The 12,996-nt window shown below is 72.2% G+C and carries 13 protein-coding genes and 1 pseudogene; 7 read left to right on the top strand and 7 right to left on the bottom strand.

The annotated features are described in order from the left end of the window. Positions 1–348: 348 nt before the first annotated feature. The 3 genes and pseudogenes from ACK1X7_RS26350 to ACK1X7_RS26340 all read right to left on the bottom strand — a co-directional run. Positions 349–1,035 (bottom strand): annotated as a pseudogene (locus ACK1X7_RS26350) (pyridoxamine 5'-phosphate oxidase family protein); the annotation flags it as partial. Between the two features lie 172 nt (positions 1,036–1,207). After that, the gene (locus ACK1X7_RS26345; RefSeq protein WP_413115713.1) at positions 1,208–2,758 is read right to left on the bottom strand and encodes a globin domain-containing protein; all 1,551 of its coding nucleotides are present in this window, start codon (positions 2,756–2,758) and stop codon (positions 1,208–1,210) included. A gap of 351 nt (positions 2,759–3,109) precedes the next feature. Beyond that, positions 3,110–3,742, bottom strand: a complete 633-nt coding sequence (locus ACK1X7_RS26340) for an HAD family hydrolase (protein ID WP_385140172.1) — start codon at positions 3,740–3,742, stop codon at positions 3,110–3,112. Between the two features lie 165 nt (positions 3,743–3,907). Here ACK1X7_RS26340 and ACK1X7_RS26335 point away from each other — a divergent pair, with 165 nt between their 5' ends. The 3 genes from ACK1X7_RS26335 to ACK1X7_RS26325 all read left to right on the top strand — a co-directional run bounded on the left by ACK1X7_RS26335 (position 3,908) and on the right by ACK1X7_RS26325 (position 5,493). Beyond that, positions 3,908–4,414, top strand: a complete 507-nt coding sequence (locus ACK1X7_RS26335) for a DUF2269 domain-containing protein (protein WP_385140175.1) — start codon at positions 3,908–3,910, stop codon at positions 4,412–4,414. A 67-nt stretch (positions 4,415–4,481) separates the two neighbouring features. Further along, on the top strand, positions 4,482–4,958 hold the full coding sequence (locus ACK1X7_RS26330) for a MarR family winged helix-turn-helix transcriptional regulator (protein ID WP_385140178.1): 477 nt from the start codon (positions 4,482–4,484) through the stop codon (positions 4,956–4,958). A gap of 79 nt (positions 4,959–5,037) precedes the next feature. Further along, positions 5,038–5,493: a GNAT family N-acetyltransferase gene (locus ACK1X7_RS26325; protein ID WP_385140181.1), complete on the top strand. Its 456-nt coding sequence runs from the start codon at positions 5,038–5,040 to the stop codon at positions 5,491–5,493. Positions 5,494–5,557: 64 nt separating this feature from the next. Here ACK1X7_RS26325 and ACK1X7_RS26320 read toward each other — a convergent pair whose 3' ends face one another. Both ACK1X7_RS26320 and ACK1X7_RS26315 read right to left on the bottom strand, forming a co-directional pair. Further along, complete coding sequence (locus ACK1X7_RS26320) at positions 5,558–6,841, bottom strand: SGNH/GDSL hydrolase family protein (protein WP_413115712.1); 1,284 nt, start codon at positions 6,839–6,841, stop codon at positions 5,558–5,560. Between the two features lie 367 nt (positions 6,842–7,208). Beyond that, positions 7,209–8,597 (bottom strand): serine hydrolase domain-containing protein, encoded by a 1,389-nt coding sequence (locus ACK1X7_RS26315; protein WP_413115711.1) that lies wholly within the window; start codon positions 8,595–8,597, stop codon positions 7,209–7,211. Positions 8,598–8,753: 156 nt separating this feature from the next. Between ACK1X7_RS26315 and ACK1X7_RS26310 the strand changes: the two genes are divergently transcribed. The 3 genes from ACK1X7_RS26310 to def all read left to right on the top strand — a co-directional run bounded on the left by ACK1X7_RS26310 (position 8,754) and on the right by def (position 10,338). After that, on the top strand, positions 8,754–9,185 hold the full coding sequence (locus ACK1X7_RS26310) for a MerR family transcriptional regulator (protein ID WP_385140190.1): 432 nt from the start codon (positions 8,754–8,756) through the stop codon (positions 9,183–9,185). Positions 9,186–9,261: 76 nt separating this feature from the next. Further along, complete coding sequence (gene trxA / locus ACK1X7_RS26305) at positions 9,262–9,600, top strand: thioredoxin (protein ID WP_014061943.1); 339 nt, start codon at positions 9,262–9,264, stop codon at positions 9,598–9,600. A 99-nt stretch (positions 9,601–9,699) separates the two neighbouring features. Then, positions 9,700–10,338, top strand: a complete 639-nt coding sequence (gene def / locus ACK1X7_RS26300; protein WP_385140193.1) for a peptide deformylase — start codon at positions 9,700–9,702, stop codon at positions 10,336–10,338. Positions 10,339–10,422: 84 nt separating this feature from the next. Here the strand turns inward: def and ACK1X7_RS26295 are convergent, their stop codons facing one another. After that, positions 10,423–11,025, bottom strand: a complete 603-nt coding sequence (locus tag ACK1X7_RS26295; protein ID WP_385140228.1) for a class I SAM-dependent methyltransferase — start codon at positions 11,023–11,025, stop codon at positions 10,423–10,425. A 112-nt stretch (positions 11,026–11,137) separates the two neighbouring features. Continuing rightward, positions 11,138–12,118: an alpha/beta fold hydrolase gene (locus ACK1X7_RS26290; protein WP_390794034.1), complete on the bottom strand. Its 981-nt coding sequence runs from the start codon at positions 12,116–12,118 to the stop codon at positions 11,138–11,140. A 62-nt stretch (positions 12,119–12,180) separates the two neighbouring features. Between ACK1X7_RS26290 and ACK1X7_RS26285 the strand changes: the two genes are divergently transcribed. After that, the gene (locus ACK1X7_RS26285) at positions 12,181–12,945 is read left to right on the top strand and encodes an IclR family transcriptional regulator (RefSeq protein ID WP_385140197.1); all 765 of its coding nucleotides are present in this window, start codon (positions 12,181–12,183) and stop codon (positions 12,943–12,945) included. Positions 12,946–12,996 lie beyond the last annotated feature (51 nt).

Here is a 12,996-nt window from a genome sequence, read left to right as displayed (position 1 = left end):
CGAGTCAGCCGGCTCGGCCTGCGCGGCTGGTGGGGCCTGCGAGGCCGAGACGGCTGGCGTGGCCAGGGCCTGAGGGCCCGGGACCACCATGGCTGCCGGGGTCTCAAAGCCCGATGCGGCTGGCATGGCCAGGGGCCGAGCGCCCGGGACCACCGGGGCGTATGGGACGGGCGGGGTCTGGAGGCCCGGGACGGCGGGGGCCGCCGGGGTGACCGGGGTCTGAGGGCCCGAGACGGCCGCCATGGCCAGAGTCTGCGTACCCGGGACCACCGGGGCGTACGGGACAGGCGGGGCCAGAAGCACCCGGACCGCCGGGCCCACCGGGGCCGCCGGGGCGGGCTGGGCGGGCGGGTCCGCCGGTCGCGGGGTCGGTCCGGTGGTGGTGGGCGGGGTGGGTGGGGTTCGGCGGCCGTCGCGTGCCTCGGCGGCGGCGCCGAAGAAGTCGCCGCCCTTCCGCTTGACGTCGTCCGTCCCCCAGTCCCGCTCCCGGTCGTGCTCGATGGCCTGGTCGCCGGAGGGGCCGCGGTGCCGGTTGTCGCCGCCGCCGGTGCGTCGCTGCGCCGGGACCTTCTGGAGGTGCGGGATGTGCTTGGCGCAGTGGATGTACGCCTCCTCGACGGTCACCTCGACCCACACCACCGCGCGCCGCCCCGGTACCGGGTCCACCGGCAGGCCGGGGTGCGCCTCGCGCATCTCGGCGTCCTCCACCACCCGGGCCCGGCCGTTCACATGCAGCCCGATCCGGTCCCGGAAGAAGTCGACCATGAGAATGCCGACGTGGGGGTTCTCCTGGATATTGCCGAGGCTGGCCAGGACGCCGTTGCCCCGGTATTCGGGATAGGCCAGGGTGCGCGCGTCGAGTGCCCGCAGAAAGCCGGGCGGACCGGCACGGAAGGTGTTGTCACACTCCCCGTGCCCGTCGGCGGTGGCCAGGAAGAACATTTCCTGGCGGTCGATGAACTCCCGCATCCGGGCGTTGAGGTGGTCCAGCACCTGGTCGTCGTAGAAGCGGTCGGCGCGGTCGACCGTGTCCAGTCGCCGCTGGAGCAGGTGTTCGCCGTCGCTCCCCGGACGCCACGCGCGATCGTCGAGGTGCTCCGCACTGTCCACGGTTCTCGTCCCCGTCCTACCCGTCCTGCTGATTCGCCATCCGGAATCGCCGGAATGCCTGCCTCATGTCGGTGTTTCGCCGTCTGCCGTCCGCGCCCTATTCCGCGGCCGCGGCCAGCTCCTCGATGGAGTCGTGCCGGATGCGGTGGGACGGAACGCCGATGCCCACCAGGGCGTCGACACCCCTGCGGATCATCCCGGGCGGCCCGGAGAGATACGCGTCGAACGCGTGCCACGGGCCGTACTGCCGCACGGCGTCCGGCAGCCGGCCGCTGAGGCCGTTGGTCGGGCCGTCGGAGACGACGGGGCGGACCGCGAGCCACGGATGCTTCTGCGCCAGCCGCAGCATGGTGTCGATGTCGTACAGGTCGTGATCATTGCGGGCGCCGTAGAAGACCTCGACCGGACGGTGGCGGCCGTAGTCGGCGACGTCCTCGACCAGTGCCTTGATCGGCGCGATACCGGTGCCGCCGCCCAGGCAGAGCAGCCCGTTGTCGCTGGAGTGGTCGACCGTCATGGACCCGGCGGGGGGCCCGAGGCGGATCACATCGCCGGGGCGGGCGCGGTGCACCAGCGCGGAGGACACCCATCCGGCCGGGACGGCCTTCACATGGAAGGAGAGCAGCCCGTCGGAGCGCGGCGCGGAGGCGAACGAATAGTGCCGCCACACCCGCGGCCACCAGGGCGTCTCCACCGAGGTGTACTGGCCCGCCAGAAAGGGGTACGGCTGGTCCGGGCGGACGGTGATCACGGCGATGTCATGGGTGCGCGACTCATGCCCGACCACCTCGGCCTGCCACCACGCGGGAGCGCGCAGCTCGTCCTCGGCCGCCGCGTCGATCATGATCTGGGAGATCGCGGTGTAGGCACGCACCCAGGCGGCCTCGGCCTCGTCGGTCCAGGTGGTGACCGCGTAGCGGGTGAGCGCGCCGATCAGGCATTCGCCGACGGCGGGGTAGTGCTCGGGCTGGGTGCCGTACTTACGGTGGCCACGGCCGAGCCGGGTGAGGAAGTCGGTGAGGATGTCGGGGTCGTCGATGAGCCGGGCGGCGGTCAGTATCGCCTTGAACAGCCGGTCGCGCTGGGCGTCCATGGCGGCGGGGAAGAGCGGCCGCAGCTCGGGGTGCTGGACGAAGAGCAGCGCGTAGAAGTACGAGGTGACCTTGTCGCTGATGGGCTCGACCTCGGCCATGGTGCGGCGCAGCAGGATCGCGTCGGGCGAGGCGGTCTCGGGGACGGCGAACGGCGAGTCGGGGCCGGGCCGTACGTCCTGCGGGGCGGGGGCCGCCTCATCGGGACGCTGATGCTCCTCGCGCCCGGGGGGCGTGGGGCCGGGGGCGGCGGTGCCGGGGGCCCGGCGGTCGTCCACCCTGCGCTCGTCCACCCGGCCGTCATCCGGTCGCGGACCGGATACCCCTGGACCGGGCGCGGGCGCGGGGGGCGGCTCCACGGGCGTACGGCGGTCGGCTCCGGTGCCGACCGGCCGTATCGGATTCACCGGGCGGCTGGGCGCACGCTCACCGCTCTGCCGGTCCGGGGACCCCTGCTCCTCGGCCGGTCGCCTGCTCGGGGTGAACCAGCCCCAGTCGCCACTGTTTCCGCCGGAGCCGTCGCTGCCGGCCGACGATGTGGTGGTCGGAGCGTCCATGGTTGCCTCGCCTCGAACATCTTTCTGTCGATCTTCGCACTTCCGCTGCCGGAATGTGCCCGCAATTCCCCGTTCTGGTGCCCTGGTTCAAGCGAGAATGGTCGTGCCGACCCTCTCCGTGACTCTCTTCCGGGCAGCATGCCACGCTCGTTCCCCACCCCGGGCACATAGCCCGAAGTCCGGGAAACGGGGGCCGCGTTCCCGTTATACTGATTGGCCTGGGATGCCCGTTCTGACCCCGTTACAGCACGCCGCACGGAACCGGACCCGACCCTACCGGCCCCGGATGAATTCACAAGCCCCAAGTACACCGCATTCGTTACACCTGCCAACTCGCGTAATTACCGATAGTTACGTGTGGTTACCCAGCAATTCGTAAGCCTCTCGGAGATCACGACCGGCATAGGCGTGGGATGCGATTTCGCTCACATGGTGGTCCGCGTTCACGGCGACCGAGACCGGCACCACCGTGAACAGCTCCGCGTCCGAGAGGGAATCCCCATAGGCCACGCAGTGGTCCCTGGTCAACCCGAACTTCGCACAGAGTTCATCGGCGATCCGGACCTTCGCGGCCGGGGTCAGGATCCCCGCCGGGTCCACCGGCTCCCGGAACGGCACATCGGGCCAGGCCGATCCGTAGGTGGCGTCCGCGCCCCACTCCAGCAGCCGCGACACGAAGAAGCCCGGCGAGAGCGAAATCACCGCACAGCGCTCGCCCCGCGCCCGGATGTCCGCCCACACCTCGCGGATCCCCGCCAGCCACGGCGCTCCCTCGAACGCCGCCGCAACATGGGCCTCCGTCAGCTCCTCCCACAGCGCGCAGGCACGCTCGGCGAACTGGGCCGTCGTCAGCTCCCCGCCCGCGAACCCCCGCTCCAGCGCGGCGATCTCCCGCTCCAGACCGAGCTGCCGGGAGATCTCGATCGCGGCGGCGGAGCCGTGGATGAGTGTGCCGTCCAGATCGAACAGATGCAGTCTGGTCATATCAGCCGAGCGTAGAGGCAACCCTCCGGGCCCCGCCGCCCCGGTCCTGGCCTGCCACTGCTCCGGCCGGCGCCGCCGTCCCGGTCCGCGCCCGCCGCCGGGAGTACATGTGGATACTCCTGCCGTCAGACGCCGTGGGCACCGCGGCGCCGCCACCGTGGGGGCATGCAGCAGCTCACCCGCCCCGTCCGCCGGGGCCTCCTCGTCGTGCATGTCGTCGTCTCCGTCGGATGGCTCGGACTGACCCTCGGGATGCTGGCCCTGGGGATCACCGGAGCCGTGGCCGACTCGGCCGAAGAGGCCGGGGCGGTGTACCGGTCCATGAATGTGCTGGGCGACTGGCTGCTGATTCCGATCAGCCTGCTGTCGCTGGTCAGCGGGATCGTGCTGGCGCTGGGCACGCCCTGGGGGCTGGCGCGCCACCGGTGGGTGTACGTGAAGTTCTGGCTGACCCTGCTCACCACCGCCGCCACGGCGTTCGCCCTGCGCGCCGGCATCAACTCCGCGATGGCCGATGTGATGGCGGAGCGGGCGGTCGGGGCGACCAGGGATCTGGTCGTGGCGCCGTCGGTCAGCCTGAGCGTCTATACCTTTCTCACCGCGATCTCGGTGATCAAGCCCTGGGGGCTGACCGCCCGGGGGCGGCGGCTGCGGGCGACAAAGCGCCGATAATTGCATACGCGGTCTTTTTCATGGCTGGACTATCCTGGAATCCGCTCACCCACCAAGGAGGGGTTCCATGCCGGAGAAGGCGCACGGCGCCGCCGCCCCGCCCGCGGGGCAGGCCCTCGCCCAGGGCTGGTGTGCCCTGTCCTCCCTGCACGGCCGGATAGAGACGCATATCGAGCGTGCGCTACAGGCCGGGCACGATCTGAGCGTCCGCGAATTCTCCGTGCTCAACGTCCTCAGCGGACAGCACGACGGCGACGGCGGACATCTTCAGATGAAGCAGCTCGCCGACTCCGTCGTGCTCAGCCAGAGCGCCACGACCCGGCTGGTCACCCGGCTGGAGGACCGCGGGCTGCTCTCCCGCTACATCTGCCCCAGCGACCGCCGCGGCATCTACACCAACGTCAGCGACGACGGGCTCAAGCTCCTGGAGGAGGCGCGGCCGACGCATGACGCGGCGCTGCGCGAGGCCCTGGGCGACGCCGCCCGGCGGCCGGAGCTGGCCCCGCTGGTCGCCGCCGTCGAGAGGCTGACCGCCACGCACTGATCGCCGCGTACTGATCTGCCCCTGGCCCCTCCCCGCCGCCCGTCAGGGGGGCTCTCGGGCCCCGGCGTAGGCTCACCGCATGAGCGACTTCGAGATACGGCGCGCGACCGCCGACGACATCCCGGCGATCGTGGCCATGCTCGCGGACGACCCGCTCGGCGCCCACCGGGAGTCCCTGGACGACCCGGCCCCGTACCGCGCCGCCTTCGAGCGGCTGGACCAGGATCCGCAGCAGCGGCTGGTCGTCGCGGTCCGGGACGGCCGCACCGTCGGCACCCTCCAGCTCACCCTGATCCCCGGACTGTCGCGGCGCGGCGCCACCCGCTCGATCATCGAGGGGGTCCGGATCCACTCCGAGGAGCGGGGCGGCGGGCTCGGCACCCAACTGATCGAATGGGCCGTCGGGGAGTCGCGCCGCGAGGGGTGCGCCCTGGTGCAGCTCACCTCGGACGCGACCCGTAGCGACGCCCACCGCTTCTACGAGCGGCTCGGCTTCGAGGCCAGCCACGTCGGCTTCAAGCTGCCGCTGGCCTGACCGGGCCCTGTCCCGTCCCGCCTGAGCTGACCTGGCCTGACCCGGCCTCACCGCCCGGACTGCCTCACAGCGTCGCGAGGTCGATGGCTTCGGCCATCCGCCGGTAGCCCGCGTCGTTCGGGTGCTTGAAGTCGCCCGAGTCGTACGCCGGGTCCAGCCGCAGCGGATCGGACGGTGAGGCCATGACCTTCGCGAAGTCGACGACCGCGTCGAAGGCGCCCGAGGTGCGGATCCACTCGTTGATCGCGGCGCGCTTCGCCTCCGAGCGCGGGGTGTGGTACTCAGCGCCCTTGAACGGGAGGATGGTTCCGCCGATGACCTTGATACCGCGGGCATGGGCCAGGGCGATCAGCTCCCGGTAACCCGCGATCACCTCGTCCGCCGACACCTGCGGATTGGGCTTGTAGGTGGGCAGATCGACCTCGCTGAAGCCGATGTCGTTGAGTCCTTCGAGCAGGATCACCGACCGTACGCCCGGCTTGTCCAGGACATCGCGGCGGAAGCGGGCGCCCGCCCGGTCCCCGTACCAGGCCGAGTCGTGCAGCAGCAGATTGCCGCCGATCCCCGAGTTGAGGACGGGGCGCGGGGTGCCCGCGACCGCGAGCCGCTCGGCCAGCAGATCCGGCCAGCGGTGGTCGGCGTCGCCGGTCGAGCCGAAGCCGTCGGTGATCGAGTCGCCGAAGGCCACCACCGTGCCCGGGTGGCCGGGGCCGCCGGTGACCTCGACATCGGAGAGGTAGTACCAGGAGTGGGTGGTCTCGGTGAAGGCCGCCGCGGTGCGGTCGGCGCGATGGTCGCCGTCCGCGCGGAAGCTGCGGGCGTATGCCTGGGCGTGGAAGGTGGCGGCGCCGGTGGGACGGTCGAAGTACAGCGTGACCGTCACCGGCTGACGAGGCGCCACGCGCAGCGGGGCCGCGTCGCTCACCGTCTCACCGCCCGCCGGAATCTCCACCGGCCGCCGGTGCCCGAAGGTCAGCGCGCGCAGGCTCGCGCCCTGGACGGAAGCGCCGTGCGCGGTACGGGCGATGGTCGCGCCCGCGATCCGCAACGGCGCGGTGCCATAGCGGTTCGACAGCCGGATCCGGGCGGCCGTGCCGCCGCCGGTGACCCGGACGACCTGACGCAGGGTCTGGGCGGTGCGCTCGGCGAAGCCGCTCTCGGCCCAGTTCTTCTCGAAGCCCGCGCTGGGGCGCTGGACGGGGGCGGCCCACCCGGCCGACCAGACGGTCCCCGGCCGGTCGCGCCCGGCCGCCGCGCCTCCGGGCCGGGCGACGGCCGTCCCGGAGGCGGCCATGACGCTGGTGAGGGCGAGCAGGGAGGCGCTGAGGCGAAGCGTGGACGAGCGCATGGCGGGGCTCCTGAGGGAGGGCGAGGGAAGGGCGGACCAGGCCACTCCCGTACGGGGCACGCCGCTCCCGTACGGGGCACGGGGTACGGAGCACCTGAGTGCCGCCGTACCGAAGTTGCGCAGTACGGGCGTACGAGAGCACCTGAGCACCGGCGCACCGAAACACGGGAGTACCGGCGTACCGGCGCACCGAAGTACCGGAGACCAACCTGCCGCTCACCGCACCGCCGACCCAGCCCCCGGCCGTGCGTACCACTGGCGGGGTCAGGCTACGAGCGCCGAAGCCCGCGAACCGCCGGAACCCGATACCACCGGATCCCGCGCCTCCCGGATCACGACACCCCGGCCCCGCCCCGGCCCCCGTCCCTCAGAGCGCCCGCCAGCCCTCCGGATCCACCCCGCCGGGCACCACGCCGTCCGGGGCGTAGGGCTCCCGGGTGAACACGAAGGTGCCCAGGTCCAGATGGGCGGGGGCGCCGCCCTCGCCCTCGACCACCCGCAGCGTCTCCCCCGCGTAATAGCCGTCGAGCCCCGTCCAGGTGCCGTCCGGCTCGGCCCGGAAGCGCGAGGCCCGGCCTCCCCCGGTGGCCGGGGACAGCTCCAGTCCGCGGTCCGCGCGCAGCCGCAGATGGTAGGCGCGCGGACCCCAGTACCAGGGGCCGGTCAGCGCCAGCAGCGCCGGATCGGCCTCGGTCAGCGGCCGCCAGGGCTCGGGGATACGGGGCTCATGCTCCGCCACGATTTCTATGAGGTCGGCGGCGATGGCGCCGATCGCGGGCCCCGCGGTGGTGTTGGCCAGCGCGATCCCGGCCAGCCGGTCCTCGGCGCTCACCCACAGCGAGGCCAGGAAGCCGGGCATGGAGCCGGTGTGGCCATGGAGGAACCGCCCGCCGTGGCGGACGAGCTGTGTCCCCAGGCCGTAGCCGCCGTCCCAGTCCCCCGCCTCGGGGGCGACGGCGGGCGTCCGCATCTCGGCGAGTGACTCCGCGCCGAGCACCCGCTCGTCCCCGTCCAGCAGGAAGGCGGCGAAGCGGGCCAGATCCCCGGCGGTCGACCAGAGCTGCCCGGCCGGGCCCATCCGCCCGGTGTCCTCGGCCGGTTCGGGCAGCAGCACATCCGCCCAGGGGTGCACGGCCCAGCCCCCGGCGTGCGGGGCGCGCGGCTCGAGCGACGTACGCCCCATCCCCAGCGGCGCCAGCACCTCATCGGCCAGCACCTCGCCCCAGGGCGCTCCGCGCAGCCGCTCGACCAGCGCGCCGAGCAGCGCGAAGCCGGGGTTGGAGTAGTGGTGACGGCGGCCCGCGGGGTGGACCAGCGGGCGCTCGCCGAAGATATCGGCCGTCTCGGGCCGCAGCGCCCCGGGTGTGCGCTCCCACCACGGGCCGCAGGCCTCGGCGGCGAGCCCCGAGGTGTGGGAGAGAAGCTGGGCCACGGTCGCGCCCTCGGCCTGCGGCACGTCCAGATGCCTGGCCAGCGGATCGCCGAGGTCCAGCAGCCCCTCGTCACGCAGCCGCAGCACCAGCACCGCCACAAAGGTCTTGGTCAGGGAGCCGATGCGGTACTGGGTGTCGGTGTCCGGTGCGGCTCCGTCCACACGGCCGCGCGAACCCGTCCACACCAGCCGCCCCTCCCGCACCACGGCCCCCACCAGGGACGGGGCACGGCCCTCGGTCTGGCCGAGGGCGACGCGCCGCAGCAGGGCACGGCGGGTGGCGGGCAGCGGCTCCATGAACTCATCCGCGTCGCATGTGGTCATGTCGGCACTGTACGGCGGAGGTCCGACAGCGGGGCAGCCATCGGTCGGCCGATCATCACCGGCCGGTGGCCCGGCCGATCGTCACCCGCCACGCCACCGCCCGGGACCGCATCGCGGTCTGGCCTTGACGTCAGGGTCAAGGTCTACCGTCGGCACATGCGGATCGGAGAGCTGGCCGAGCGGGCGGGTACCACCACCCGCACCCTGCGCTATTACGAGTCGCTCGGGCTGCTGCCCGCGCGCCGCACCGGCAATGGGTACCGGTCGTACGACGAGGACGATCTGCGGCTGCTCCAGCAGATCCGCGTGCTCCAGGACTTCGGATTCGAGCTGGAGGAGACGCGTCCGTTCGTCGAATGCCTGCGCTCCGGCCATCCGGCCGGTGACTCCTGCCCCGCCTCGCTTGAGGTCTACCGGCGCAAGCTGGCCGAGCTGGACGAGTGCATCGACCGGCTGAGCGCCATCCGGGAGCGGGTCGGGACACAGCTCGCCCAGGCGGAGCTGGCCCGCGCGCAACTGGAGGCCGCGGCGACGGCGCCCGAGGGGGCCCCGGAGCCGCGCTGCGAGCTGACGCCGCCCGGGCCGTGAGCCCCGCCGTCCCGTCGTCCCACCGTCACCACAAAAGACTCCGAACAACCCCGAACGACTCCGAAGGAGAGATGAGATGTCGCTGACACACACCGGGGGAGTGGCCACGGTCACGGACGCCACCTTCGGCGAGGAGGTGCTGACGGCCGAGCTGCCGGTGCTGGTGAAGTTCACCGCCTCCTGGTGCCCGCCGTGCCGGATGATCGCGCCGGTGCTGGCGGAGATCGCGCAGGAAGAGGCCCACCGGCTGAAGGTGGTGCAACTGGACGTGGACGAGAACCCGTCCACCACCAACGCGTACGGGGTGCTGTCGATGCCGACGCTCATGCTGTTCCGGGCGGGCGAGCCGGTGCGGTCGCTGGTCGGGGCCCGCAGCAAGCGGCGGCTGCTGGAGGAGCTCGCCGAGGCGATCTGACCGAGCCGGAGCCGCGGCCGAACCGCCCCTGCTACGTTGGCCGGACATGCCCATCAGTGGGGGCGGCCATCAGTGGGGGCGGAAAAGGTGAGGTCAGCGGTGCGCGTCCTGGTGCAGGGGAAACCCGTCGGTTCGTATCCGGCGCCGACCCCCGAGGCCGAGCGCGGTTCACCGCGCCGGATCACCGAGGTCGGTGAGGAGATTCTGCGCCGCTCCTGCCGCGAGGTGACCGAGTTCGGCACGCCCGAGCTGAGCGCCCTCATCGACGACATGTTCCTCACCATGTACATCGCCGACGGCGCCGGGCTGGCCGCCAATCAGGTCGACGTCGACCTGCGGCTGTTCGTCTACGACTGCCCGGACGACAACGGCGTACGGCATGTCGGCCACATCATCAACCCCGTCCTGGACCAGCCCGATCCGGGCGAGCGGCTGCTCATCGAGGACGCCGAGGGCTGTCTGTCCGTACCGGGCGCGCGGATGGACGTTCCGCGCACCGACCGCACCGTGGTCCGCGGCGTCGACAAGGACGGCAACCCACTGGTCATCGAGGGCACCGGCTACTTCGCCCGCTGTCTCCAGCACGAGGCCGACCATCTCTCGGGGCATCTCTACATCGACCGGCTCTCCAAGCGCGACCGTAAGGACGCGCTGCGGCAGATGACGGACCTCCATGAGCAGGTCCTCGCCCGGCGCGTGGAGAAGGCCGCGGCCCTGGGCCACCAGCTTCAGCCCTGAGCCGGGCGGCGGCCGGGACCGGCCGTGCGGCACCGCCATGCCCCCTTGTCACCCGTCACCCGTCACCTGTCACCTTTTTCACCGTCACCGCAGGCGTCGCGCTCGCAGGACGGTGTCCTGGGTGTGGTGCGTACCGGCGGGGGCGGGAGCGGTACGGGGGCGGGTTTCGTTGATCAGGACGGTCCAGTCGTCGTCCAGGAGCGCGGCGATCTCGTCGGGCTGGTAGTAGTCGCCGGGGTCGAAGCCCCGCTCGGGGTCCGGGGACAGATCGGCGAGGGCGTGGGTGGCGAAGAGCAGGGTGCCGCCGGGTGCGACGGCGTCCAGCAGACCGCGCAGCGCGGTGTGGTCCGGCTGGTGCGGGAGCGGGAAGTAGTGGACGGAGACCAGGTCGAACGCGGCGGGCGGGGGCGGCGTGCCGGTCAGGTCGGCGCGTGTCCACGCCACCCGGCCCGCGACGTCCGTGGCGGCCGCTACGGCGCGTTCCAGGGCGGCCCGGGAGATGTCGACCGCGGTGACCTGCCAGCCCCGCCGGGCCAGCCAGATGGCGTCGGCGCCCTCACCGCATCCCACGTCGAGCGCCTGCCCCGGCGGCAGGTCGGTGACCTCGGTGACCAGCACTCCGTTGGGCGCGCCGCTGAAGAGCTGGTCGCGGCTGCGATACATGTCATCCCAGAACTGTGGGTCCATGGCCATGCCTTATCTGGTGGGGTCGCGTCGGCCCCAACCTGCCCCCGCCCATGGCGAACCGACAAAATTTTTTGCCGAAACCACGAAAAGCGGGCCCGGTCACGCCGCCCGATCACGCCGCCAGCGTGGCCGCCCACTGCCTAAAGATCTTGACGTACCGCGCCGGATCGAACTGGTGCATCATGTGCAACGCATCCGGCACCGACTCATAGTCGACCTTCACCCCCGCCGACTCCATCAACTCCCTGGTCCGGGCGGCCTGCTCATCGGAGAGCGCGCCGAGCAGCCCGCCGGTCTCCGGGTCGATGGCCCGCATGTGGTGGGTGAGCAGCACCGGCGTCTTGACCTGGGCCAGCATGCGCTCGTGCGGGCAGTGCAGTCCGACGGTGCCCTCCCAGAAGGCCCGCGCCCACTCCGGGTCGTACTCCTTCAGGTGCTGCGGGATCTCGTCGGCCACGAAGTATCCCGCCGTCGGCCACGGCGAGGCCCCGGCCGCGCGGCAGTAGCCCTCCCAGTCACCGACGCTCCACTGGTCGCCGAGGTACGTCCGCAAGAGCTCGAACACGGGGCCCGCCCCCTGGCGGATCGAGTGGCCGCACGTGGTGACGAGCTCGGACGCGAAGAACGGGGCGTCCTCGCACAGCGCGCCCCGGATCTGCCCGGGCATGGCGTACGCCGACAGCCACGCCGCGAGGACGCCACCGGAGGAGTTGCCCGCGACGATGACGGGGCGCTTCACCACCAGGGCGATGAACCGGACCAGGTCGTTGCCGAAGTTGTCGAGGCTGTACCGCTTCGGGGTCCAACTGCTGCGCCCCTGTCCCCGCAGGTCAACGGCGTAGACATGGAATTCCTCGGCGAGGAGGCCCATCGTCTCCTCGTACCCCCACCATGAGCCGGTCTGCTCGGGGATCAGCAGCACGGCGGGCTTGTCCGGCTCACCGGCCTCGGCGTAGTTCATGGTGATCTCACCGAGGTCGGCCTGCTGCTCGGGATAGGCGTGCGGGACGTAGACGTCGCGCAGCGCGGGGTCGGTCGCCATTGCTGTCTCCTTGGTCTCCGGTGTCCGCGCGTCGTCGTGCGGGTGGGTCACATCGCTAGTATTCGAGCCGTGACCTGCGACGCGCACCGGCGATTTCGATGAGTGGGACGCCGGTGCCGACGCGTCGCTCGGGACGGCCGCCGCACGGTGAGCCGATCCTGGAGCGGGCGTTCCGGGTGCTGGGTGCCTTCGCGGAGGCCGGGGAGGGCCTGCCGCTCCATACGCTCGCGGCCCGGGCGGGCCTTCCCAAGAGCACCACATCGCGGATCGCGGCCCAGTTGATGGATGTGGGTGCCCTCGAACGCCTCGACAACGGCGATTTCGTCATCGGCTTGCGGTTGCTCGAGATCGCCTCGCTGGCGCCCCGCGGCCACGGACTGCGCGCCGCCGCCCTCCCGTTCATGGAGGACCTGCACCGGGTCACCCGCCAGCACATCCTCCTCGCCGTACGCGACGGCCACGAGGCCGTACTCGTCGAGCGCCTGTCGGCCCGGGACGCGGCAGCGGTCAAGTACCGCGTCGGCGGCCGCCTCCCCCTCGCCGAAACCGGCATCGGCGTCGCCCTGCTGGCCCACGCCCCCGAGCCGGTGCGGGATGACGCGCTGGCCGGGGCGCCCGACCCGGGACGGCTCCGTCAGCTCATGGCCACCGTCCGCAGGGAGGGCGTCTGTGCCGCGACGGTGCCCAACCCCCTGCGCACCGGACCCACCACGATGTCGACCGTCGCCGCCCCGATCCTGAACCATCGCGGTGACCCATTGGGCGCGCTGTCACTCGTCGCACCCGACGAGGGCGTCACCCAGGCCACCGCTCGAGTCGCACTGCGCACGGCGAGCCTGGCGATCTCCCGGACGGTGGGACTCCGACCCGCGACCTGAGCCGACGACGCCGACCGTGAGACCTCGCTCGCCTGGTGGCCGTCTGTCCCA

This window comes from Streptomyces sp. CY-1 (genome assembly GCF_047218265.1).
Taxonomy (GTDB): domain Bacteria; phylum Actinomycetota; class Actinomycetes; order Streptomycetales; family Streptomycetaceae; genus Streptomyces; species Streptomyces niphimycinicus.
This window is presented reverse-complemented; position numbering and strand designations above follow the sequence as displayed.

Bases quoted from the DNA above. Each gene is read 5' to 3' on its own strand.
- ACK1X7_RS26315 (WP_413115711.1), bottom strand. From the start codon at position 8,597: ATGACCACATGCGACGCGGATGAGTTCATGGAGCCGCTGCCCGCCACC.
- ACK1X7_RS26330 (WP_385140178.1), top strand. From the start codon at position 4,482: ATGCCGGAGAAGGCGCACGGCGCCGCCGCCCCGCCCGCGGGGCAGGCC.
- ACK1X7_RS26325 (WP_385140181.1), top strand. From the start codon at position 5,038: ATGAGCGACTTCGAGATACGGCGCGCGACCGCCGACGACATCCCGGCG.
- ACK1X7_RS26320 (WP_413115712.1), bottom strand. From the start codon at position 6,841: ATGCGCTCGTCCACGCTTCGCCTCAGCGCCTCCCTGCTCGCCCTCACC.
- trxA (WP_014061943.1), top strand. From the start codon at position 9,262: ATGTCGCTGACACACACCGGGGGAGTGGCCACGGTCACGGACGCCACC.
- ACK1X7_RS26335 (WP_385140175.1), top strand. From the start codon at position 3,908: ATGCAGCAGCTCACCCGCCCCGTCCGCCGGGGCCTCCTCGTCGTGCAT.
- ACK1X7_RS26310 (WP_385140190.1), top strand. From the start codon at position 8,754: ATGCGGATCGGAGAGCTGGCCGAGCGGGCGGGTACCACCACCCGCACC.
- ACK1X7_RS26345 (WP_413115713.1), bottom strand. From the start codon at position 2,758: ATGGACGCTCCGACCACCACATCGTCGGCCGGCAGCGACGGCTCCGGC.
- ACK1X7_RS26340 (WP_385140172.1), bottom strand. From the start codon at position 3,742: ATGACCAGACTGCATCTGTTCGATCTGGACGGCACACTCATCCACGGC.
- ACK1X7_RS26295 (WP_385140228.1), bottom strand. From the start codon at position 11,025: ATGGACCCACAGTTCTGGGATGACATGTATCGCAGCCGCGACCAGCTC.